Annotated in this window: 19 protein-coding genes; 11 read left to right on the top strand and 8 right to left on the bottom strand. The window is 72.5% G+C overall.

The window, feature by feature from the left end:
• The first annotated feature begins 284 nt into the window (after window positions 1–284).
• Both ACFXG1_RS24655 and ACFXG1_RS24650 read left to right on the top strand, forming a co-directional pair.
• Window positions 285–2,039 (top strand): acetyl/propionyl/methylcrotonyl-CoA carboxylase subunit alpha, encoded by a 1,755-nt coding sequence (locus ACFXG1_RS24655; protein ID WP_384712334.1) that lies wholly within the window; start codon window positions 285–287, stop codon window positions 2,037–2,039.
• A 265-nt stretch (window positions 2,040–2,304) separates the two neighbouring features.
• Window positions 2,305–2,850: a TetR/AcrR family transcriptional regulator gene (locus tag ACFXG1_RS24650; RefSeq protein ID WP_384712360.1), complete on the top strand. Its 546-nt coding sequence runs from the start codon at window positions 2,305–2,307 to the stop codon at window positions 2,848–2,850.
• 99 nt (window positions 2,851–2,949) lie between these two features.
• On the opposite strand, the gene ACFXG1_RS24645 is transcribed toward ACFXG1_RS24650, so the two are convergent.
• Both ACFXG1_RS24645 and ACFXG1_RS24640 read right to left on the bottom strand, forming a co-directional pair.
• Complete coding sequence (locus tag ACFXG1_RS24645) at window positions 2,950–3,933, bottom strand: DeoR/GlpR family DNA-binding transcription regulator (protein WP_384744565.1); 984 nt, start codon at window positions 3,931–3,933, stop codon at window positions 2,950–2,952.
• Window positions 3,934–4,145: 212 nt separating this feature from the next.
• The gene (locus ACFXG1_RS24640; protein WP_384744563.1) at window positions 4,146–5,585 is read right to left on the bottom strand and encodes an NAD(P)H-quinone dehydrogenase; all 1,440 of its coding nucleotides are present in this window, start codon (window positions 5,583–5,585) and stop codon (window positions 4,146–4,148) included.
• A gap of 221 nt (window positions 5,586–5,806) precedes the next feature.
• Between ACFXG1_RS24640 and ACFXG1_RS24635 the strand changes: the two genes are divergently transcribed.
• From ACFXG1_RS24635 to ACFXG1_RS24615, 5 genes are all read left to right on the top strand, one after another.
• On the top strand, window positions 5,807–6,244 hold the full coding sequence (locus tag ACFXG1_RS24635; RefSeq protein WP_384713636.1) for a gamma-glutamylcyclotransferase: 438 nt from the start codon (window positions 5,807–5,809) through the stop codon (window positions 6,242–6,244).
• Window positions 6,245–6,942: 698 nt separating this feature from the next.
• Window positions 6,943–7,761, top strand: coding sequence for a purine-nucleoside phosphorylase (locus ACFXG1_RS24630; RefSeq protein WP_384721774.1), 819 nt, complete (start codon window positions 6,943–6,945; stop codon window positions 7,759–7,761).
• 54 nt (window positions 7,762–7,815) lie between these two features.
• Window positions 7,816–9,510 carry a phospho-sugar mutase gene (locus tag ACFXG1_RS24625; RefSeq protein ID WP_384744560.1) on the top strand — a complete coding sequence of 565 codons (1,695 nt, stop codon included), beginning with the start codon at window positions 7,816–7,818 and terminating at the stop codon, window positions 9,508–9,510.
• A 208-nt stretch (window positions 9,511–9,718) separates the two neighbouring features.
• Window positions 9,719–10,936, top strand: a complete 1,218-nt coding sequence (locus ACFXG1_RS24620) for a hypothetical protein (protein ID WP_384722468.1) — start codon at window positions 9,719–9,721, stop codon at window positions 10,934–10,936.
• Between the two features lie 41 nt (window positions 10,937–10,977).
• Entirely contained in the window at window positions 10,978–11,952 is a 975-nt protein-coding gene (locus ACFXG1_RS24615; protein ID WP_384722465.1) for a DUF1152 domain-containing protein, read from the top strand.
• 278 nt (window positions 11,953–12,230) lie between these two features.
• On the opposite strand, the gene ACFXG1_RS24610 is transcribed toward ACFXG1_RS24615, so the two are convergent.
• Window positions 12,231–12,860: a PH domain-containing protein gene (locus ACFXG1_RS24610; RefSeq protein ID WP_384744558.1), complete on the bottom strand. Its 630-nt coding sequence runs from the start codon at window positions 12,858–12,860 to the stop codon at window positions 12,231–12,233.
• On the bottom strand, window positions 12,857–13,675 hold the full coding sequence (locus ACFXG1_RS24605) for a uridine kinase (RefSeq protein ID WP_384744556.1): 819 nt from the start codon (window positions 13,673–13,675) through the stop codon (window positions 12,857–12,859). The genes ACFXG1_RS24610 and ACFXG1_RS24605 overlap by 4 nt, the downstream gene beginning before the upstream one ends.
• Window positions 13,676–13,694: 19 nt before the next feature.
• Between ACFXG1_RS24605 and ACFXG1_RS24600 the strand changes: the two genes are divergently transcribed.
• On the top strand, window positions 13,695–14,102 hold the full coding sequence (locus tag ACFXG1_RS24600) for a hypothetical protein (RefSeq protein ID WP_384724348.1): 408 nt from the start codon (window positions 13,695–13,697) through the stop codon (window positions 14,100–14,102).
• A gap of 96 nt (window positions 14,103–14,198) precedes the next feature.
• Here ACFXG1_RS24600 and ACFXG1_RS24595 read toward each other — a convergent pair whose 3' ends face one another.
• The 4 genes from ACFXG1_RS24595 to ACFXG1_RS24580 form a co-directional block, all read right to left on the bottom strand.
• A complete protein-coding gene (locus ACFXG1_RS24595; RefSeq protein ID WP_384716092.1) occupies window positions 14,199–15,083 on the bottom strand; it encodes an aldehyde dehydrogenase family protein in 885 nt (294 codons plus the stop codon).
• Complete coding sequence (locus ACFXG1_RS24590) at window positions 15,076–16,512, bottom strand: aldehyde dehydrogenase family protein (RefSeq protein ID WP_384716094.1); 1,437 nt, start codon at window positions 16,510–16,512, stop codon at window positions 15,076–15,078. Before ACFXG1_RS24590 ends, ACFXG1_RS24595 begins: the two co-directional genes overlap by 8 nt.
• Window positions 16,513–16,517: 5 nt before the next feature.
• Window positions 16,518–17,465: a deoxyribose-phosphate aldolase gene (gene deoC / locus ACFXG1_RS24585; RefSeq protein ID WP_384744577.1), complete on the bottom strand. Its 948-nt coding sequence runs from the start codon at window positions 17,463–17,465 to the stop codon at window positions 16,518–16,520.
• 292 nt (window positions 17,466–17,757) lie between these two features.
• Window positions 17,758–18,546 carry a SigE family RNA polymerase sigma factor gene (locus tag ACFXG1_RS24580; RefSeq protein WP_384716100.1) on the bottom strand — a complete coding sequence of 263 codons (789 nt, stop codon included), beginning with the start codon at window positions 18,544–18,546 and terminating at the stop codon, window positions 17,758–17,760.
• 206 nt (window positions 18,547–18,752) lie between these two features.
• Here ACFXG1_RS24580 and afsQ1 point away from each other — a divergent pair, with 206 nt between their 5' ends.
• The 3 genes from afsQ1 to ACFXG1_RS24565 are packed head-to-tail and all read left to right on the top strand — an operon-like array spanning window position 18,753 to window position 21,668.
• Window positions 18,753–19,430, top strand: a complete 678-nt coding sequence (gene afsQ1, locus ACFXG1_RS24575) for a two-component system response regulator AfsQ1 (RefSeq protein WP_384716103.1) — start codon at window positions 18,753–18,755, stop codon at window positions 19,428–19,430.
• 16 nt (window positions 19,431–19,446) lie between these two features.
• Complete coding sequence (locus ACFXG1_RS24570) at window positions 19,447–21,051, top strand: ATP-binding protein (RefSeq protein ID WP_384716106.1); 1,605 nt, start codon at window positions 19,447–19,449, stop codon at window positions 21,049–21,051.
• Window positions 21,048–21,668 (top strand): hypothetical protein, encoded by a 621-nt coding sequence (locus ACFXG1_RS24565; protein WP_384716109.1) that lies wholly within the window; start codon window positions 21,048–21,050, stop codon window positions 21,666–21,668. Before ACFXG1_RS24570 ends, ACFXG1_RS24565 begins: the two co-directional genes overlap by 4 nt.
• Window positions 21,669–21,987: the final 319 nt, after the last annotated feature.

The raw sequence follows: 21,987 nt of genomic DNA, 5'->3' as shown, positions 1-21,987 counted from the left end.
ACAGGCTCCGTCCGACCTCGGAGAATGAGAAGAATCGTTCTGCCATTCGTAGGGATTCCACAAAGAAAGGGGTTGGCCGACTGGCCCCACGGACAGAGACCCGCGCCACACACCGGAGCTACTGTCTGGGATAAGCAACCCGTCGTACCGTGGTGCGACAAGGGATTTCGCGACTCGAGCAAGCCTCGAATCACGCTCCGTGTGGGCAAGCTCACCCTAGGGGACGGGTCGAACGGTCGTGTCGGCAGTCCCTAAACTCGGCTTGTTTCAAGGAGGGAGCCATCGTGCGCAAGGTGCTCATCGCCAATCGAGGCGAAATCGCTGTCCGCGTCGCCCGTGCCTGCCGGGACGCCGGAATCGCGAGCGTAGCCGTCTACGCCGATCCGGACCGGGACGCACTGCATGTCCGCGCGGCCGACGAGGCGTTCGCCCTGGGCGGTGACACCCCGGCGGCCAGCTATCTCGACATGGGCAAGGTACTTCAGGCCGCGAAGGACTCGGGGGCCGACGCGATCCATCCCGGCTACGGCTTCCTGTCGGAGAACGCCGAGTTCGCCCAGGCCGTCATCGACGCCGGGCTGACCTGGATCGGTCCGCCGCCGTCCGCCATTCGCGACCTGGGCGACAAGGTCGCCGCCCGGCATATCGCGCAGCGGGCGGGCGCCCCGCTGGTCGCCGGTACGCCCGACCCGGTCGACGGCGCCGACGAGGTCGTCGACTTCGCCCGGGAGCACGGTCTTCCGATCGCCATCAAGGCCGCGTTCGGCGGTGGCGGTCGCGGTCTGAAGGTCGCCCGCACCCTTGAAGAGGTGCCGGAGCTGTACGACTCCGCCGTCCGCGAGGCCGTCGCCGCCTTCGGCCGCGGCGAGTGCTTCGTCGAGCGGTACCTGGACAAGCCGCGGCACGTGGAGACCCAGTGCCTCGCCGACCAGCACGGCAATGTCGTCGTCGTGTCGACCCGTGACTGCTCGCTCCAGCGCCGGCACCAGAAGCTGGTCGAGGAGGCCCCGGCGCCCTTCCTGAGCGACGAGCAGAACGCCGAGCTGTACCGGGCGTCCAAGGCCATCCTCAAGGAGGCCGGCTACGTCGGCGCGGGCACGGTCGAGTTCCTGGTCGGCGTCGACGGCACGATCTCCTTCCTGGAGGTCAACACCCGCCTCCAGGTCGAGCACCCGGTCACCGAGGAGGTCACGGGACTCGACCTCGTACGGGAGATGTTCCGGATCGCCGACGGCGAGGAGCTGGGCTACGACGACCCGCCGGTCCGCGGCCACTCCTTCGAGTTCCGCATCAACGGCGAGGACCCCGGCCGCAACTTCCTTCCCGCGCCCGGCACCGTCACCGTCTTCGACCCGCCCTCGGGGCCCGGTGTCCGGCTGGACGCGGGCGTCGAGTCCGGCAGTGTCATCGGCCCGGCGTGGGACTCCCTCCTCGCCAAGCTGATCGTCAGCGGCGCCAGCCGCGAGCAGGCGCTCCAGCGGGCCGCGCGCGCCTTGGCCGAGTTCCGGGTGGAGGGCATGGCCACGGCCATCCCCTTCCACCGGGCCGTGGTCGTCGACCCCGCGTTCACCAGCGACCCCTTCCGGATCCACACCCGGTGGATCGAGACCGAGTTCGTCAACGAGATCCCCGCCTTCACCGCGGCCGCCGACGCCGAGGCGGACGAGGAGCCGGACCGCGAGACGGTGGTCGTCGAGGTCGGCGGCAAGCGTCTCGAGGTCTCCCTCCCGGCGCATCTGGGCATGACCCTGGCCCGTACGGGTCTCGCCGCCGGGGCGAAGCCCAAGCGGCGGGCCGCCAAGCGGTCATCGGCCGCCGCGTCCGGCGACACCCTCGCCTCGCCGATGCAGGGCACGATCGTGAAGGTCGCCGTCGAGGAGGGCCAGGAGGTCTCCGAGGGCGATCTGGTCGTCGTCCTGGAGGCGATGAAGATGGAGCAGCCGCTGAACGCGCACCGTTCGGGCACGATCAAGGGCCTCAGCCTGGAGGTCGGCGCGTCCATCTCGTCCGGCGCGACGATCTGCGAGATCAAGGACTGAACCGGCACCGGCCGTACCGAGGGCCCGTCAGGTCACAGCGACCCGGCGGGCCCTCGGGCATTCCCGCCGCCCCATCGCCCCACCGCCCGCGACGCGCGGCGGGGCGGCAACCGGTCCGGCCGTACGTCACCCGGATGGCATCCTGGTGCGACGGGGTGGACCGAGAGGACGGGGCGTGATGGGGACGACGACAGCACCGGACACGGCGGTGGCCGCGACCGGGGCGGAAGGGGGACGGGAGCCCGGCCCGGCGGCGGCCCGGCCCATGCGTGCCGACGCCCGCCGCAACTACGAGCGGCTGCTCGCCGAGGCCCGTGCCGTCTTCGCCGAGTACGGTACGGACGCCTCCCTGGAGGAGATCGCCCGCCGCTCCGGGGTCGGTATCGGCACGCTCTACCGCCACTTCCCCAATCGTCACACCATCATGAGCGCCGTCTTCCAGGACGCGGTCGGCATGCTGCTGGACCGCTCCCGGGCCCTCGGCGACGCGCCGGATCCCCGGGAGGCGCTGGCCGAGTGGCTCCGTACCCTGATCACCCATTCCGGTGAGTACCGGGGCCTGGCCGGGGCGTTGATGTCCGCCTCCCACGACACCGAATCGGCGCTCTCCGCGTCCTGCGCGCTCCTCACCGACGCGGGGGCGGGGCTGCTGGAGCGGGCAGTGCTGGCGGGCGCGGTACGGGAGGACGCGTCGATCGACGACCTGATGCAGCTCACCAACGCCATCTCCCTCGCGGCGGACCAGTCCCCCTCGGACCCCCACCTCCCCGACCGCCTCCTCGCCCTCACCTTCCGCGGCCTGACCCCGTAACAGGTACCCACCGGCGCGCGGGCCGAAGAACACCTGCGGACGCCGGACGCGTCCGGCCCCCGCGGCGGGCCCACATCGCGACCTCGGCCGAGCCGGAGGCTAACGACGGCGAAGGTCCGCCACCCGCGCGCTGCGTTCCATTCCGCCGCCCCCGCCCAGCGCGTCCCGTTCGAGACCGGCCGCGGTGAAGCGCGTGGGGCCGGCGCCGCCGCGGGTGCGGCGCGGGCCGGGGAGGGGGACCTCGCGGCGCGGGCCGCGGCCGGTGTGGGCGTCGTCGGGGCCGACCCCCGACGACGGGGTGGGGCCGCCCGCGACCGCGATCTGCACGCCTTGGTCCGCCAGCGCCTGCAACTCCGTCGCCGCGCGGTCGTCGTGCGCGGGCGGCTCGTCCGTCACGAGCCGGGTGATGACGTCCGTCGGCACGGTCTGGAACATGGTGTCGGCGCCGAGCTTGCTGTGGTCGGCGAGGACCACGACCTCCGCAGCCGCCTGGACCAGCGCCCGGTCGACGCTCGCGGAGAGCATGTTGGACGTGGAGAGGCCCCGCTCGGCGGTGAGCCCGCTGCCGGACAGGAACGCCCGGGACACCCGCAGCCCTTGCAGGGACTGTTCGGCGCCGCTGCCGACGAGGGCGTAGTTGCTGCCCCGGAGCGTGCCGCCGGTCATCACCACCTCGACCCGGTTGGCGTGCGCCAGCGCCTGGGCGACCAGCAGGGAGTTGGTGACCACGGTCAGCCCGGGGACCCGGGCGAGCCGCCGGGCGAGTTCCTGGGTCGTCGTACCCGCGCCGACGACGATCGCCTCGCCCTCGCCGACGAGCCCGGCGGCGAGATCGGCGATGGCGGTCTTCTCGGCGGTGGCGGAGAGGGACTTCTGCGGGAAGCCGGACTCGCGGGTGAATCCGCCCGGCAGGACCGCTCCGCCGTGGCGGCGGTCGAGAAGCCCTTCGGCCTCCAGCGCGCGGACGTCCCGGCGCACGGTGACTTCGGAGGTCTGGACGACCCGGGCGAGTTCCCGGAGCGATACGGCTCCGTTGGCACGCACCATTTCAAGGATCAGTTGGCGACGTTCAGCAGCGAACACAAAACTGACAGTAACCTGACCCGCCGACGGTTTTCAGCTCTATGCACCGATTGCCAAGTATTGCGCGCGCATCGCACCGACAAGTGGTATAGGGCGGTCGGTGTTTGACCGTCCGCCGGTCGCAAGATGGCCGGAAGATGATCGGCGGCGGTCCCGAACCCGCCGTGGACGTCCCCGGCCGGGGACGTCCACGGGGCGGCGGCGCCGCGGGCTCAGCTCTCGCCGGTCACCTTGCGGGTGTGGAGCTGACGCGCGACCTCGGCGATCGAGCCCGACAGCGACGGGTAGACGGTGAACGCGTTGGCGATCTGCTCCACGGTCAGATTGTTGTCGACCGCGATCGAGATCGGATGGATCAGTTCACTCGCCCGGGGCGCCACGACGCAGCCGCCGACGACGATCCCCGTCCCGGGCCGGCAGAAGATCTTGACGAAGCCGTCGCGGATGCCCTGCATCTTGGCCCGCGCGTTCCGCAGCAGCGGGAGCTTCACCACCCGGGCGTCGATCAGACCGGCGTCGACATCGGCCTGGGTGTAGCCGACGGTCGCGATCTCGGGGTCGGTGAAGACGTTCGACGACACGGTCTTCAGGTTCAGCGGCTGCACCGCGTCCCCGAGGAAGTGGTACATCGCGATCCGGCCCTGCATGGCCGCCACCGACGCGAGCGCGAACACGCCCGTGACGTCCCCGGCCGCGTACACACCGGGCGCGGAGGTACGGGAGACCTTGTCGGTCCAGATGTGGCCGGAGTCCTTGAGCCGTACGCCCGCCTCCTCCAGGCCCATGCCCGCGGAGTTCGGGATCGCGCCGACCGCCATGAGGCAGTGCGTACCGGAGATGACCCGGCCGTCCGCGAGGGTGACCTCCACCCGGTCGCCGACGCGCTTGGCGGACTCGGCGCGGGAGCGGGCCATGACGTTCATGCCGCGGCGCCGGAAGACGTCCTCCAGGACGGCCGCCGCGTCGGGGTCCTCGCCCGGCAGGACCCGGTCGCGGGAGGAGACCAGGGTGACCCGGGAGCCGAGCGCCTGGTAGGCGCCCGCGAACTCGGCGCCGGTGACGCCGGAGCCGACGACGATCAGTTCCTCGGGGAGTTCGTCGAGGTCGTAGACCTGGGTCCAGTTCAGGATCCGCTCGCCGTCGGGGAGCGCGTCGGGGATCTCCCGGGGGTGGCCGCCGGTGGCGAGCAGTACGGCGTCGGCGGTGAGCCGCTCCTCGGTGCCGTCCGCCGCGGTGACGACGACCGTACGGGAGCCGTCCGCGGCCTGCCGGCCCTCCAGCTTGCCCCGGCCTCGCAGCACCCGGGCGCCCGCCCGGGTGACGGAGGCGGTGATGTCGTGGGACTGGGCGAGCGCGAGCCGCTTCACCCGCCGGTTGACCTTGCCGAGGTCGACACCGGTGACCCGGGCGGCCTGCTCCAGGGGCGGGGTGTCGTCGGCGATGATGATGCCGAGTTCCTCGTACGACGAGTCGAAGGTGGTCATCACCTCGGCGGTCGCGATGAGGGTCTTCGAGGGCACGCAGTCGGTGAGGACGGACGCGCCGCCGAGGCCGTCGCAGTCGACGACGGTCACCTCCGCGCCGAGTTGGGCGCCCGCCAGGGCCGCCTCGTATCCGCCGGGTCCGCCGCCGATGATCACGATCCGGGTCACTGGGGTTACGCCTCGCGCTCTCGTTGCTGCCGGGTACGGATGGGTGGGTGGGCCGGTGCCCGCCCGGCGGGCCCCGTCGTGCGTCCCGCCGGACTGGAGTACGTACCCCATTGTCCCGCACGCATCAACCTGCTCCGCCCCCGGGCCGTCCCCCGCCCCGCCCCACCCCGCGTGACCGCCGAAAAGGCGGCCACCCGCGCCCCTCCCGTACCCTCGATCCCATGTCGCTCTACGCCGCGTACGCCGGCAACCTCGACGCGAGGCTGATGAGCCGCCGCGCTCCGCACTCACCACTGCGCGGCACGGGCTGGCTGACCGGCTGGCGGCTGACCTTCGGCGGCGAGCAGATGGGCTGGGAGGGCGCGCTGGCCACGATCGTGGAGGCGCCGCGTTCCCAGGTCTTCGTCGCGCTCTACGACGTCGCGCCCATGGACGAGGACTCCCTGGACCGCTGGGAGGGCGTCGGCCTCGACATCTACCGGCGGATGCGGATCAGGGTCCACACCCTGGACGGCGAGGAACCGGCCTGGGTGTACGTCCTGAACGGATACGAGGGCGGGCTGCCGTCGGCCCGCTATCTGGGCGAGCTCGCGGACGCCGCCGAGTCGGCGGGCGCGCCGCACGACTATGTGATGGAGCTGCGCAAACGCCCCTGCTGACCCTCCGGCCCGGGCCCCAGGACCGGACCCGTCCGGCGCCCACAGGTGCTCTTCGGGCCGCGGGCAGGTGGGTGGTTGCTCGCGCAGTTCCTCGCGCCCCTGGATGCCCTTCTCATCGCCCTCAAGGACGCTTGGCCCTCCGGGCGGGGTTGATTTCCGGGTGCGGGCCGTCTGTGGCTGGTCGCGCAGTTCCCCGCGCCCCTGGATGCCCTTCTCATCGCCCTCGCGAAGGCTTGGCCCTCCGGGCGGGGTCGTTAGTCGGGTGTAGGCCGTCCGGGGCTTGTCGCGCAGTTCCTCGCGCCCCTGAAAACCTCCCCCGTGGCGGGCTTCGGGGCAGGGGTAGGTAGGGGTGACGGTGGTCGGGTGGATGTGGGGTGGCCCCCGCAGCCGTCGGCGGTACGGAAGCGGTCAGCGTTTCCAAGGAGCCGCGCACCGCCGACGGCGAGGAGGTCACCCCGGAGCCGACCGGCCCCACCCGCGCCGAACAACAGCCCGCGCAAACCCCCGGAGCAACGGCCACCCCCACCACAGCCCCGCCGGCGACTGAGGCGCAGGAGACCCCGCGCCCCGCGGGACCCCACGGCGGGAGGCGCCCGGTGCTTCGTGGGAAACGACAAGACAACGATCCGGGTGTCCGTGACTCCGTCATCTACGCGCGTAGGGAATCAGCGGCTACCCTCATTCGCGTGAACGCACATGTGAATCCGGACCTCGACGGCGCTGCCGCCACCCCCCACGACCTGGCGGACGCCGCCGCCGCCCGGCTGCGCGAGCTGACCGGGGCCGAGTCCCACGACGTCGCCCTCGTGATGGGCTCCGGCTGGGCGCCGGCCGCCGAGGCGCTCGGCGCGCCCGAGGCCGAGTTCCCGGTCACCGAGCTGCCGGGCTTCCCGCCGCCCGCCGTCGAGGGGCACGGCGGCCGGGTCCGCTCGTACCGCATCGGAGACAAGCGCGCCCTGGTCTTCCTGGGCCGTACGCACTACTACGAGGGCCGGGGCGTCGCCGCCGTCGCCCACGGGGTGCGTACCGCGGTCGCCGCGGGCTGCAAGACGGTCGTCCTGACCAACGGCTGCGGCGGACTGCGCGAGGGCATGCGCCCCGGCCAGCCGGTCCTCATCGGCGACCACATCAACCTCACCGCCACCTCCCCCATCGTCGGCGCGAACTTCGTCGATCTGACGGACCTCTACTCGCCGCGGCTGCGCGCCCTGTGCAAGGAGATCGACGCGTCCCTGGAGGAGGGCGTGTACGTCCAGGTCACCGGACCGCACTACGAGACCCCGGCCGAGATCAACATGGTCCGGACGATCGGCGGCGACCTGGTCGGCATGTCCACGGTTCTGGAGGCCATCGCGGCCCGTGAGGCCGGCGCCGAGGTGTTGGGCATCTCCCTCGTCACCAACCTGGCGGCGGGCATGTCGGGCGAGCCCCTCAACCACGAGGAGGTCCTCCAGGCCGGCCGGGACTCCGCCGCGCGGATGGGCGAGCTGCTGACCCGGGTCCTGGCCCGGATCTGATCCCCTGAAGAACCTGAAGAACACGACGCGACACGACGAGAGGCGAATCCGACCGTGCAGCAGGCACAGGACGACGACCTGGCTCCGCGTGACCTCATCGAGCGGGCCGAGCGCTGGCTCGCCGAGGACCCCGACCCCGATACCCGGGACGAGCTGGCGAAACTGATCGACGGCGCGTCGGCGGGCGGCGAGCCCGCCGCCGAGCTGGCGGCGCGGTTCGCCGGCCGGCTCCAGTTCGGCACCGCCGGGCTCCGGGGCGAGCTGGGCGCCGGGCCGATGCGGATGAACCGCGCGGTCGTCATCCGGGCCGCCGCCGGGCTCGCCGCGTATCTGCAGGGCCGGGGCGAGGGCGACGGTCTTGTCGTGATCGGCTACGACGCCCGCCACAAGTCGGCCGACTTCGCCCTGGACACGGCCGCGGTGATGGTCGGCGCCGGGCTGCGGGCCGCCGTGCTGCCCCGTCCGCTGCCGACGCCCGTCCTCGCCTTCGCCATACGGCATCTGGGCGCGGTCGCCGGGGTGGAGGTCACGGCCTCCCACAACCCGCCGCGCGACAACGGCTACAAGGTCTACCTCGGCGACGGCTCGCAGATCGTGCCGCCCGCCGACACCGGGATCGCGGCGGAGATCGACGCGATCGCGGACCTGGCCGACGTCCCGCGCGCCGACTCCGGCTGGACGACCCTCGGCGACGAGGTGACGGCGGCGTATCTGGCACGTACCGACGCCGTCCTGTCGCCCGGCTCGCCGCGGACCGCCACGACCGTCTACACGGCGATGCACGGGGTGGGCCGCCCGGTGCTGGAGGCGGCCTTCGCCCGTGCGGGCTTCCCCGCGCCCGTGCTCGTCGCCGAGCAGGCGGAGCCCGACCCGGACTTCCCCACGGTCGCCTTCCCCAACCCGGAGGAGCCGGGCGCGATGGACCTCTCCTTCGCGACCGCCCGCCGCGCCGCGCCCGATCTGGTGATCGCCAACGACCCGGACGCCGACCGCTGCGCCGTCGCGGTCCCCGACCGCGACGGCGGGGACGGCGACTGGCGGATGCTCCGCGGCGACGAGGTCGGGGTGCTGCTCGCGGCGCATCTGGTGCGCTCCGGCGCGCGCGGGGTGTTCGCCGAGTCGATCGTCTCGTCGTCCCTGCTGGGCCGGATCGCCGAGGCCGCCGGGCTGCCGTACGAGGAGACGCTGACGGGCTTCAAGTGGATCGCCCGCGTCGAGGGGCTTCGGTACGGCTACGAGGAGGCGCTCGGCTACTGCGTCGACCCGGAGGGCGTCCGCGAGAAGGACGGAATCACAGCGGCGCTGCTGATCACGGAGCTGGCGTCCGTCCTCAAGGAGGAGGGCCGTACGCTCACCGATCTGCTGGACGACCTGGCGGTGGAGCACGGTCTGCACGCCACCGACCAGCTGGCCGTCCGGGTGGAGGACCTCGGGGTGATCGCGACGGCGATGGCCCGGCTGCGGACCGCTCCCCCGGCCGAACTGGCGGGGCTGACCGTGACCGGCGCGGAGGACCTGGCCGAGGGCAGTGCCGCCCTGCCGCCGACGGACGGTCTGCGCTACCACCTCGACGGCGACTACCGGGCCCGGGTGATCGTCCGCCCGAGCGGTACCGAGCCCAAGCTGAAGTGCTATCTGGAGGTCGTGGTCCCGGTCGGCGACCGGTCGGAGCTGGCATCGGCGCGGACCCGCGCGGACGAGCTGCTCGCGGCGCTGAAGCGGGACTTCGCGGCGGCGGCCGGTATCTGAGCCACCCGTCCACCAGTCCTCCGGCCGAAGTCCCGGGGGAACATATTTCGTACAGGAATCACCCGTGCTGCCCCGCACGGGTGATTCCTGTTGTGCCCTGGCGGTGGACCGCCCCCGGCCCCCGGCGGTCCGGGCAATGGTGGCCGGGTAGCGCCCGCCGGGGCGCGCGCCGAACCTCCACGCGCCGAGCCCCCAGGAGCAGCCGCCGTTGTCACCCGCCGCGTCTCCCGTCCGCGCGTACGTCCCCGCCTCCCGCCGGCCGCCCGTGCCGCGCCGGGGGTCATCGCCCCGGGTCCGCCACCGGGCGGACCGCGTCCTGCGGTCGCTGCGGGCCGCGGCGCCCGCGCTCGCCGGGTATCTGCTGGTACGGCTGGTGGGGCTGGCGTTCCTCGCCCGGCTGGCGCACGCCAGGGGGCACGGGGTGTGGCCGACGCTGGCGACGTCGTGGGACTCGGGCTGGTATCTCGGGATCGCCGAGCACGGGTACGCCGACGATCTCGGCACCCGGGTCAACGCCAACAACCTGGCGTTCTTCCCCCTCTATCCGCTGCTGGTGAAGGTGGTCGCGGCCGTCGCCCCGGGCTCCCGGGCCTCGGTGGGGCTGCTGATCGCGGTCGGCTGCTCGTTCCTGGCCGCGTGGGGGGTGTACGCGGTCGGGGAGCGGCTCCACGGCCGCCGGGTGGGCACCCTGCTGACGATCCTGTGGGGAGTGCTGCCGGTCGGGGCCGTGCAGTGGATGGGCTATACGGAGTCCCTGTTCACGGCGTTGTGCGCCTGGTCGCTGTACGCGGCGCTGACGGGCCGCTGGGTGTCGGCGGGCCTGCTGTCGTCCCTGGCGGGCCTGACCCGCCCCACGGGTGTCGCGCTCGCGGCGGCGGTCACCCTGGCCGCCCTGCTCGCGGCCCGCCGCGCCCGGGGCCGGCCCCGTACCCTCGCGCTCACCGGCGCGGTCCTCGCCCCCGTGGGGTGGCTGGGGTTCGTGGGGTGGGTGGGGGCCCGGGTGGGCCGGGTGGACGGCTACTTCGCGGTCCAGCGGCTCTGGAAGAACGAGTGGGACGGCGGCCGGGCGACGCTCCTGGAACTCCGCCAGCAGCTGGTCTACGAGACCCGCCCCCATCTCTTCGTGCTGGCGGTCTCGGCGTGTCTGGTGCTCGCGGTGGTGATGTACGTGCTGTCCCTGGCGGACCGCCAGCCACCGGTCCTGCTGGTCTTCACGGGCTTCATGCTGGTGGTGGTGCTGGGCAGTGCGGGGGTCTACTTCCCCCGGGCCCGTTTCCTCCTCCCCGCGTTCCCCCTGCTCCTCCCCCTCGCCCTCGCCCTCGCCCGCGCCCGACGCGCCCCTCTCCTGGTGACCCTGGCGTCGGCGACCCTGCTGTCGACCTGGCTGAGCGCCTATATGCTCCTGGTCTGGCCGGGGCCACCGTGATCCGATAATCCACGGGCGCCGACCCCGTACGGCTCCGCACAATGGCCGCCATGACGACCTTCCTGCACGCCAATCCGCTCTTCGCCCGACTCGACAGCGCCGAACGGATCCTCGTGGCGGGCGCGGGCGGCGGCTTCGACATCTACTCCGGGCTGCCGATCGCGCTCTCCCTCCTCCACCAGGGCAAGGACGTCCACCTCGCCAATCTGTCGTTCAGCGCCCTGGCCGGGCTGCCGCAGGACGACTGGGTCGCCCCCGATCTGGCCGCGGTCGGCCCCGACTCGGCGCCGCACCAGGGCTACTTCCCGGAGCGGACCCTGGCCCGGTGGCTGCGGCTGCACAACTACCCGACGACGACCGTGTACGCCTTCCCGCAGACCGGGGTACGGCCCTTGCGCGAGGCCTACCAGGCGCTGGTGGAACGGCACGACATCGACGCGGTGGTGCTCGTCGACGGCGGTACGGACATCCTGATGCGCGGCGACGAGGCCGGGCTCGGCACCCCGGAGGAGGATCTGACCAGCGTCGCGGCGCTCGCCCCGCTGGACGGGATACCGACCAGACTCGTGGTCTCGGTCGGCTTCGGGGTGGACGCGTACCACGGGGTGAACCACGTCCAGGTGCTGGAGAACATCGCCGCCCTGGAGCGCGACGGCGCGTACCTCGGCGCCTTCTCGATCCCGCGCGCCACCCTCGAAGGCGCGCTCTACCTCGACGCGGTGACCCACGCCCAGGACCACACGCCGGAGCGCCCCAGCATCGTCAACGGTTCGATCGCGGCGGCGGTCCGCGGTTCCTTCGGAGACGTCCGGTTCACCGAGCGCACCCGGGGCGGCGAGCTGTTCATCAATCCGCTGATGGCCCTGTACTTCGCCTTCGACCTCCCGGGCCTGGCGGCCCGCTGCCTCTATCTGGACCGGATCGAGGACACCCACCTGATGCGCCAGGTCCACTCCCGTATCGCCGAATTCCGCGATACGACGATCCCGCGCCCCCCGCGCCGCTTCCCCCACTGACCCCCTGCGGGGCCGCGGTCAGGTGGAGGCCCTGGGGGCGCCGCGTCCCTGCGGGGCGAGGTGGGGGTGGTCAGGGGCGCGGGGAACTGCGCGACCGGCCACGGACGGTCCGCAGTCCGCGTCCATGCTTCCGTGGCAGGACGGATCGCGCCTCCGGCGCCGGGGAGCGTACTGCTCCCGTACGCCGTATCCGGTCCTCGGACCGTGGTGGGCCGGTCGCGCAGTTCCCCGCGCCCCTAAAAGCCTCGGCCTGGCCCGCCCCGCAGGGGTGCGGCGGGCTAGCGGATCGCGAAGAGGATCACGAACATCACCACGCCCGCCGCCAGCGGGACGAAGAGTTCGTACGCCCAGACCGCCTTCACGTCGCCCTGGGACGCGGGGGCGGCGCCGCGGGAGGTGATGAACTCGCGGAGTTCGCCGACCGTGCGGTCCGCCTGGGCCAGGGGGGTCGGGAGGTTGCGGTCCACCTGGCGGCCCGCCCGCTCGTCGCGGTCGCGCTTCTGCTGCCGGCGGGTGGCCCGCTTGCGCTGGCGGAGGGAGACCGGGATCGCCCACATGGGGTACTTGGTGCCGTCCTTGGTGACGATCTCCGTGGAGTACGAGGAGCGGACCTCCTCGACCTGGCCCCAGGGGGCCGTGACCGTCCGGAACGGATTACGGATCCGGATCCGGTCGTCGTTGACGAAGACCGCGGGGCGCAGGGTGAACGCCAGCACCAGCGGGGCCGCGACCAGCAGGGTCGCGATGGCGAACAGCGGGGTGAGACCGGCGCCCCGGATGACGGCGTCGGCGCCCAGCCAGACGGCCAGGGCCAGCAGCAGCACCCCGCCGGCCATCCCCGCCGGGGAGCGGAAGACGCGCTCGGCGTAGACGGGCTCGGCGGGCGTGGGGGTCTCGGGCTTGCTCATACGTCCGATTCTGCCGTACGCGCTCCGAGCGCGGCGCTCGCGGGCGGCACCGCGTGCCCCCGGCCGGGCGCCGGCTCCGGTGTCCCGCGGCGACGGCCCGCCGCGGCGGCGGCGACCCGGCCCAGGGCCTCGTCCCGGCCGCAGGGGTACGCCCCCAGGCGGGCCTGGCGGCTCACGATGCCCCGCTCCGCCCGCATCAGCCGCCAGCCGCGGCGCAGCAGGAACGGTACGGACTTGCGGCCCTCGCGCAGATCCCGCAGCAGCCGGCGGCGGAATGTGGTGCCGGGGCGGCCGCGCAGACAGATCGCGTCGGCGAGGAGGCCCAGTTCCCGGCAGCGTGCGACGACGTCCGCGGCGAAGATGCCCTCGGCGACGAAGAGGGGCGTACGGCCGACGCTGAACGTGTCGTGTCCGGTGCGAGCGCTGGTGGCGATGTCGTACACGGGGACGGCGGTACGTCCCGTACGGCACAGCTCCTCGATCGCCGCCACCGCCGCGTCCGCGTCCCACGATCGGGGCGAGTCCCAGTCGATGTCGGTACTGCCCTCCACCAGCGGGAGGGTGGGGTCGCCGGCCTCCTTGTAGAAGTCGTCGAGGCGCAGGACGGGCAGCCCGGTACGGGCGGCGAGGGACGACTTTCCGGAGCCGGAGGGGCCCGCGAGCAGCAGGACCCGGGTGGCCGGAGCGGGTTGGGCGGGGATGGCGGTCACGGAACACCAGTGTGAGGCATTGCCCCGTGAAGGGGATCCACCGGGGATGCCGGTAGATCCGGAATCGCACGCTCCAATACCCTGTGCACTCACAGCGTCACCCATAGCCACCGAAGGTCCTCATATGACATCGCAGAACACCGCCACCTCCACCACCGCCCGGCGGATCGCCGTGGGCGCCGGGCTGACCGTCGCCGCGGTGGCGGCGGCCCTCGGCACGGGCACCGCCGCCCAGGCGACCCCGACGACCCTCCCCGTCGACGGGGAGGCCCTGGGCAGCGCCCTGACCGGGCCGGGCGCCGGGCTGACCGGCGCCCTCACCAACTCCGTGACCGGTCTCGCGTACCTCAAGGAGCACCAGCTCAACCCGCTGGCGCAGACCGGCGTCGACCCACTGGCGAACGGCGTCGGCACCCAGATCGCCGACTTCAAGCCGATCGGTACGGATCTGCTGACCGGCCCGCTCTCCGACGGCGCCGCACTCCAGGACCTGCCCCTGGTGGGCAACCTGGTCAAGGCCCTGCCCCTGTAGAACCCGGGACCCGGGCCCCGGCCCGGCAGCGGTGAAGGCCCTCCGCCGGTCGCGCGGGCGACGGGCGGAGGGCCTCCCCACCGTGGGGACGGAGCCTCAGTACGAAGAGCCGGCGGCGCCCAGCGCCCCCGTCGGGTGCCAGACCGTCTTCGTCTCCAGGAACGCCGTCAGCCGGGACATCCCCGGGTCCGCGGCGAAGTCCACCGGCGCCGGGCGCAGGACCCGCTTCACATTGTCCGCCGCCGCGATCTCCAGCTCCTTCGCCAGCGCCGGTTCCGCGCCGGTCAGATCGATCGCGTTGACGTCCTGGTGCGCGGCGAGCGGCGCCGCCAGCTCGGCCGTACGGCCCGAGAGGATGTTCACCACCCCGCCCGGCAGATCGGACGTGGCCAGTACCTCGCCCAGGGAGAGCGCGGGCAGCGGGGCCTTCTCGCTCGCCACCACGACCGCCGTATTGCCGGTGGCGATCACCGGGGCGATCACCGACACCAGGCCCAGGAAGGACGAATCCCGGGGCGCGACGACGGCGACGACACCGGTCGGCTCGGGCGTGGAGAGGTTGAAGTACGGGCCCGCGACGGGGTTCGCCCCGCCGACGACCTGGGTGACCTTGTCGGTCCAGCCCGCGTACCAGACCCAGCGGTCGATCGCCGCGTCGACGACGGCCGCCGCCTTCGACTTGGACAGGCCCTCCGCGTCCGCGACCTCGCGGACGTACTGCTCACGGCGGCCCTCCAGCATCTCGGCGACGCGGTAGAGGATCTGGCCCCGGTTGTAGGCGGTCGCCCCCGACCAGCCGCCGAACGCCTTGCGGGCCGCGACCACGGCGTCCCTGGCGTCCTTGCGGGAGGAGAGCGGCGCGTTCGCCAGCCATACGCCCTTTGCGTCGGTCACCTCGTACACCCGGCCGCTCTCGGAGCGGGGGAACTTGCCCCCGACGTACAGCTTGTAGGTCTTGAAAACGCTGAGACGGTCAGACATCGAGGTAAGCCTCCAGGCCGTGGCGACCGCCCTCGCGGCCGAAGCCCGACTCCTTGAAGCCGCCGAAGGGCGAGGTCGGGTCGAACTTGTTGAAGGTGTTGGCCCAGACGACCCCGGCCCGGAGCTTGTTCGCGACCGCGAGGATGCGCGAGCCCTTCTCCGTCCAGATGCCCGCCGACAGGCCGTACTGGCTGTTGTTGGCCTTGGCGACGGCCTCGTCGGGGGTACGGAACGTCAGCACCGACAGCACCGGGCCGAAGATCTCGTCCCGGGCGACCGTATGCGCCTGGGTGACCCCGGTGAAGAGGGTGGGGGCGAACCAGTAGCCGGCCGACGGCAGCTCGCACGGCGCGGTCCACCGCTCGGCGCCCTCCGCCTCGCCGGTCCGCGCCAGGGCCGTGATCCGGGCAAGCTGCTCCGCCGAGTTGATCGCGCCGATGTCGGTGTTCTTGTCCAGCGGGTCGCCGAGCCTGAGCGTGCCGAGCCGGCGCTTCAGCGCGTCCAGCAGCTCCTCCTCGACCGACTCCTGGACCAGCAGCCGGGAACCCGCGCAGCAGACCTGGCCCTGGTTGAAGAAGATGCCGTTCACGATGCCCTCGACGGCCTGGTCGATCGGGGCGTCGTCGAAGACGATGTTCGCGCCCTTGCCGCCCAGCTCCAGCGTGACCCGCTTGGAGGTCCCGGCGACCTGCCGGGCGATGGCCTTGCCGACGGCGGTGGAGCCGGTGAAGGCGACCTTGTCGATTCCGGGGTGGCCGACCAGCGCCGCGCCCGTACGCCCGTCGCCGGTGACGATGTTGACGACGCCCTTCGGCAGCCCCGCCTGACGGCAGATGTCGGCGAAGAACAGCGCGGAGAGCGGGGTGGTCTCGGCGGGCTTGAGGACGACCGTGTTGCCGGTGGCCAGCGCCGGGGCGACCTTCCACGCCAGCATCAGCAGCGGGAAGTTCCACGGGATGACCTGGCCCGCGACGCCCAGCGGCCTCGGCTCGGGGCCGAAGCCCGCGTGGCCGAGCTTGTCCGCCCAGCCCGCGTAGTAGAAGAAGTGCGCGGCGACCAGCGGCAGATCGGCGTCCCTGGTCTCCCGGATCGGCTTGCCGTTGTCGAGGGTCTCCAGAACGGCCAGCTCACGGCTGCGTTCCTGGATGATCCGGGCGATCCGGAAGAGGTACTTGGCGCGCTCGGCGCCCGGCAGCGCCGACCACTTCTCGAACGCCTTGCGGGCGGCGCGCACCGCACGGTCGACGTCCTCCTCATTGGCCTGGACGTACTCGGCGAGCACCTCCTCGGTCGCCGGGGAGAGGGTCTTGTTGCGGTCCTCGCCGGAGCCCTCGGTGAACTCGCCGTCGATGAAGAGGCCGTACGAGGGCGCGATGTCGACGACCGCCCGGGACTCGGGAGCCGGCGCGTAGCTGAAGGGATTGGTCATCGGGCTCAGTCCACCGTTACGTAGTCGGGGCCGGAGTAGCGGCCGGTCGCCAGCTTCTGGCGCTGCATCAGCAGATCGTTGAGCAGACTGGAGGCGCCGAAGCGGAACCAGTGGGGGTCCAGCCAGTCGGGCCCCGCGGTCTCGTTCACCAGCACCAGGAACTTCAGCGCGTCCTTGGTGGACCGGATGCCGCCCGCGGGCTTCACCCCGATCTGCGTCCCGGTCCGCTCCCGGAAGTCGCGGACCGCCTCCAGCATCAGCAGCGTGTTCGCCGGGGTGGCGTTGACCGCGACCTTGCCGGTCGAGGTCTTGATGAAGTCCGCGCCCGCGATCATCCCGAGCCAGGAGGCCCGCCGGATGTTGTCGTACGTGGACAGCTCACCGGTCTCGAAGATCACCTTCAGCCGGGCGGCACCCGACGCCTCCTTGACGGCGACGATCTCCTCGAAGACCTTCAGATAGCGGCCCGAGAGGAAGGCGCCCCGGTCGATGACCATGTCGATCTCGTCGGCCCCGGCAGCGACGGCGTCCCGGACGTCCGCCAGCTTGACGTCGAGGGCGGCCCGGCCCGCGGGGAACGCGGTGGCGACGGACGCGACCTTGACATCGGCGCCGCCCAGCGCCGCCTTCGCGGTGGCCACCAGGTCCGGATAGACACAGACGGCGGCGGTCGAGGGGGTCTCCCGGTCCGTCGGATCCGGACGGACGGCCTTGGCGGCCAGCGCCCGGACCTTGCCCGGGGTGTCCGCGCCCTCCAGGGTCGTCAGATCGATCATCGAGATGGCCAGGTCGATGGCGTACGCCTTGGCCGTCGTCTTGATCGACCGGGTCCCGAGGGCGGCGGCGCGCGCTTCGAGCCCGACGGGATCGACACCGGGCAGCCCGTGCAGGAATCTGCGGAGCGCCTGGTCGGACGCGGTGACGTCGGCGAGGGCGGGGTGGATTCGGGGCATGGTCACCACAAGAGCATATCTACGCGCGTAGCGACCTGTACAGGGCCCCGGCGCACAACGAGAAGGCGGGCAAGAAGAACGGGCAGGAAGAAGAGGAACGGACAACACGAAGCGGGACCGGACAAGACCCCCCGGCCTGTCCGATCCCGCTCCGCAGGGGCTCCCCCGTGACGCCCCGGTCCCCGTTTCCTTCCTCACACCATGAGGCCCCCCGGCCTCATGCCCCCCACTCGAACCGCCACGGCCCCCCGGCCGGGCGGTCCCCCCTTTTCCCCCGTGTTTCCCCCCGCCCTCAGGCCACCAGCTCGCCGAAGGACTCCTCCTCGTCACGGCCGAAGCTCAGCGCCTGGTCGTCCCGCAGCCTGCGCAGGGACCGCCAGATGCTCGACTTCACCGTGCCGACACTGATGTCCAGGATGTCCGCGATCTCGGGGTCGGTACGGCCCTCGTAGTACCGGAGGACCAGCATCGTCCGCTGGAGTTCGGGGAGCCTGGTCAGCGCCTGCCACAGCACGGCCCGCAGCTCGGTACCCCGCATCGCGTCGGTGTCGCTCGCCGTCTCCGGCAGCTCCTCCGTGGGGTACTCGTTGAGCTTGCGGCGCCGCCAGGCGCTGATGTGGAGATTGGTCATCGTGCGGCGGAGGTAGCCCCCGACCGCCGCCTTGTCGCTGATCCGGTCCCACGCCCGGTAGGTGGAGAACAGCGCGCTCTGCAGCAGGTCCTCCGCCTCGAAGCGGTCACCGGTCAGGTGGTACGCGGTGGCGTAGAGGGCGGAGCGCCGCTCCTGGACGTACGCCGTGAACTCCGCCTCGGAGATCGATCCCGCGGCCGGGGCCGGCGGCTTCGGGGCCGCCGCCTTCGGGGCCTCGGCCTGACGCGGCACCTCGACCGGCGCGGTGTCCGTCACCGTCATCACGGTGTCCACCACCGTCATGTACGGCGGCTTGTGCCGTACTCCGGCGCCGCGAGCGCACCCCCGCCCGCTCACGGCGCCGGAGACCTTCTCACCGGACCTGACGTGGACGTCGTGCAGGCGCGTGGTCACTGCGCTGGCGATGGCTCCGTGCAGTGCCGTCTTCATCCTCGCGCCCCCCGTCGTCTTGGAGTCAGTGGTGCTGGTTCGTTTCCTCGGGCTTCCGTCCGATGGGCACAAGCTTGCCCAGGCTGTTTCATCGCGGTGTCCGTCGACTGTCACAGCACTGTCACAGGGGCCGGTACGGGTCCCGGGGCCCGCCCGGACGCGGTGCCGGTCGAACTCCGGGACCGGCATGGGCCAGAATGGCCCCCGTGCCTTTCCTGTTGCTGATCGAGGACGACGACGCCATCCGCACGGCCCTCGAACTCTCCCTGACGCGCCAGGGCCACCGAGTGGCCACTGCGGCGACGGGCGAGGACGGCCTGAAACTCCTCCGGGAGCAGCGGCCCGACCTGATCGTGCTGGATGTGATGCTGCCCGGGATCGACGGCTTCGAGGTGTGCCGCCGGATCCGCCGTACCGACCAGTTGCCGATCATCCTGCTGACCGCGCGCAGCGATGACATCGATGTGGTGGTGGGGCTGGAGTCCGGCGCCGACGACTATGTCGTCAAGCCCGTCCAGGGCCGGGTGCTGGACGCCCGGATCCGGGCCGTGCTGCGGCGCGGTGAGAGGGAGTCCACGGATTCGGCGACCTTCGGTTCCCTGGTGATCGACCGTTCGGCGATGACCGTGACCAAGAACGGGCAGGACCTCCAGCTCACCCCCACCGAACTCCGGCTGCTGCTGGAGCTGAGCCGGCGGCCCGGACAGGCCCTGTCCAGGCAGCAGTTGCTGCGGCTGGTGTGGGAGCACGACTATCTCGGGGACTCCCGGCTGGTCGACGCGTGTGTCCAGCGGCTGCGGGCGAAGGTGGAGGACATTCCCTCGTCGCCGACGCTGATCCGCACGGTCCGCGGTGTGGGCTACCGGCTGGACGTTCCCCAGTGACCGGAGGGACGGCGCGGTGACCGGTGCCGCGAAGCGTGCCATAGTCGCCGGTCTCCGCTGGACCAGTCTGCGGTTGCGGCTGCTCGTCGTGTTCGCCGTGGTCGCGCTGACCGCCGCGGTCTCGGCGTCCGGGATCGCGTACTGGCTCAACCGCGAGGCCGTGCTGAGCCGTACGCAGAAGACCACGATCGACGACTTCCGGGCCCAGTTGCAGAGCCGGGCCGCGTCGCTGCCGCTGCACCCCTCGCAGACCGAACTCCAGCGCACCGCCGAACAGATGAGCCACGGCCGGGACGGCTACAGCGTGCTGCTGATCGGCGAGGGCGAGGGGGGCGCGCCGGTGGTGGGCGCATCCGATCTGGGCGAGTTCGCCTTCGGCGACGTACCGGACGGACTGCGGGAGCAGGTGAACCGGCGGCAGCCCACGGGTGCGGGCAACTCCGCCCCGTACCACCTGTACTGGCAGCGGATCGTCCGCGACGGCGAGCCGTTCCTCGTCGGCGGCAGCCGGGTCGCCAACGGCGGTCCCACGGGCTACATGCTGAAGTCGCTGGAGCCCGAGAGCAAGGACCTCAACACCCTCGCCTGGTCGCTGGGGATCGCCACGGCGCTGGCCCTGGTGGGCTCCGCGCTGCTGGCCCAGGCCGCCGCGACGACGGTTCTCAAGCCGGTACGCAGACTGGGCGACGCCGCCCGCAGGCTCGGCGAGGGCAAGCTGGATACCCGGCTGCGGGTGTCGGGCACCGACGAACTCGCCGAACTGGCCAGGACCTTCAACAAGACCGCCGAGTCGCTGGAGAAGAAGGTCGCGGACATGAGCGCGCGGGAGGAGTCGAGCCGCCGCTTCGTCGCCGATATGTCGCACGAGCTGCGGACCCCGCTGACCGCGCTGACCGCCGTCACGGAGGTCCTGGAGGACGAGATCGACAATCTCGACCCGATGATCGCGCCCGCGGTCAACCTCGTGGTGTCCGAGACGCGCCGGCTGGGCGATCTGGTGGAGAACCTGATGGAGGTGACCCGCTTCGACGCGGGCACCGTGAAGGTCGTCGTCGACCTGGTGGACGTCGCCGACCAGGTCACCGCGTGCATCGACGCCCGCGCCTGGCTGGACGCGGTCGAACTCGACGCCGAACGCGGGACCATGGCCCGGCTCGACCCCCGGCGGCTCGACGTCATTCTGGCCAATCTGATCGGCAACGCGCTCAAGCACGGCGGTTCGCCGGTCCGGGTCTCGGTGAGGACCGTGGACCCGGCGACGGGCGCGGTCTCCCCCGACGGCACCGGCGCCGAGCTGGTGATCGAGGTACGGGACCACGGGCCGGGGATCCCCGAGGAGGTCCTGCCGCACGTGTTCGACCGCTTCTACAAGGCGAGCGCGTCCCGGCCGAGGTCGGAGGGGAGCGGGCTCGGGCTGTCGATCGCGGTGGAGAACGCGCATATCCACGGCGGCACGATCACGGCGGCGAACTCGCCCGACGGCGACGGGGCGGTCTTCGTCCTGCGGCTGCCAAGGGACCCCTTGGCGGCGACCGAACCGTCGGATGAGGAGCCGGAGGGGCCCGAGGGTCCCGGCGGCGGCACGGCGGGCCCGGTGGGCCGAGAGGACGGCGGAGAGTGACACGGTCGGTCGCGGTCGGGACGGGCCGGCTGCGTGTTCTATGGGGTACGGCGGCGCTCGCCCTGCTTCTCGGCGGCTGCGGGATCCGCCCCACCCAGGTCCCCGTGGACGGCGGTACCGCGCCCGCGCGGATGCCGTGCGCGGTGAACGGGGACGGCGGGCCGCAGGCCCAGCCTTCGCGGTCCGAGCCGGTACGGATCTATCTGCTCTGCGCGTCCGAACTGGTCGCGGTCGACCGCTCGGCGGGACCGTCCGCGAAGCCGTCCGGGCCGGTGGAGGAGGCCGCGCTCCCGGTGGCGCGGGCGCTCGTCGCCGAACTCCAGAAGGAGCCGTCGCAGACGGAGCGGGAGGCGGGCTTCCAGACGTACGTCCGCGGCCCGCTGACGGTCTCCGCGGGCCAGGACGGCGACCCCGAGGGCACCTACCGCCTGAGCCGCCAGCCGGAGGACCTGGCGCCCGAGGCCCTGTCACAGCTGGTCTGCACCCTCGCGGAGAGCCGCGCGGCGGCCGAGGGCGGCGGCGTGCTCCTGGGCGGCCCCGGGGGTTACGCCCCGAACCACTACGACTGCACCCCCACCACGAAGTCCCACCCCAGAACCCCCCTCGCCTCCCGTTGACACCCGCCTCCCGCCGCGGGAGGTGGAGGCTTTTAGGGGCGCGGGGAACTGCGCGACAAGCCCACCACCGGCCCGCGGGCCGAAGAACACCTGCGGACGCCGGACGCTCCGGGCCCGGGCCCCGAGACCGGACGCGCCCGGCGCCCACGCGTGTATTCGGCCTGCGGACCGCCTGTGGTTGTTCGCGCAGTTCCTCGCGCCCCCAAGAACTCCGGCTGAACGCCCCGGCCCGGGTGGAGGCTTTTTAGGGGCGCGGGGAACTGCGCGACAAGCCCACCACCGGCCCGCGGGCCGAAGAACACCCGGGGGGTGCCGGAGC

The organism is Streptomyces sp. NPDC059248 (assembly GCF_042753905.1).
Taxonomy (GTDB): Bacteria; Actinomycetota; Actinomycetes; order Streptomycetales; family Streptomycetaceae; genus Streptomyces.
Note: the sequence above shows the minus strand (reverse complement) of the source record. Positions and strands in the feature narration are given on the sequence as shown.

Bases quoted from the DNA above. Each gene is read 5' to 3' on its own strand.
- ACFXG1_RS24650 (WP_384712360.1), top strand. From the start codon at position 2,305: ATGCGTGCCGACGCCCGCCGCAACTACGAGCGGCTGCTCGCCGAGGCC.
- ACFXG1_RS24635 (WP_384713636.1), top strand. From the start codon at position 5,807: ATGTCGCTCTACGCCGCGTACGCCGGCAACCTCGACGCGAGGCTGATG.
- ACFXG1_RS24615 (WP_384722465.1), top strand. From the start codon at position 10,978: ATGGCCGCCATGACGACCTTCCTGCACGCCAATCCGCTCTTCGCCCGA.
- ACFXG1_RS24610 (WP_384744558.1), bottom strand. From the start codon at position 12,860: ATGAGCAAGCCCGAGACCCCCACGCCCGCCGAGCCCGTCTACGCCGAG.
- ACFXG1_RS24605 (WP_384744556.1), bottom strand. From the start codon at position 13,675: ATGGGTGACGCTGTGAGTGCACAGGGTATTGGAGCGTGCGATTCCGGA.
- ACFXG1_RS24600 (WP_384724348.1), top strand. From the start codon at position 13,695: ATGACATCGCAGAACACCGCCACCTCCACCACCGCCCGGCGGATCGCC.
- ACFXG1_RS24595 (WP_384716092.1), bottom strand. From the start codon at position 15,083: ATGTCTGACCGTCTCAGCGTTTTCAAGACCTACAAGCTGTACGTCGGG.
- ACFXG1_RS24590 (WP_384716094.1), bottom strand. From the start codon at position 16,512: ATGACCAATCCCTTCAGCTACGCGCCGGCTCCCGAGTCCCGGGCGGTC.
- deoC (WP_384744577.1), bottom strand. From the start codon at position 17,465: ATGCCCCGAATCCACCCCGCCCTCGCCGACGTCACCGCGTCCGACCAG.
- ACFXG1_RS24580 (WP_384716100.1), bottom strand. From the start codon at position 18,546: ATGAAGACGGCACTGCACGGAGCCATCGCCAGCGCAGTGACCACGCGC.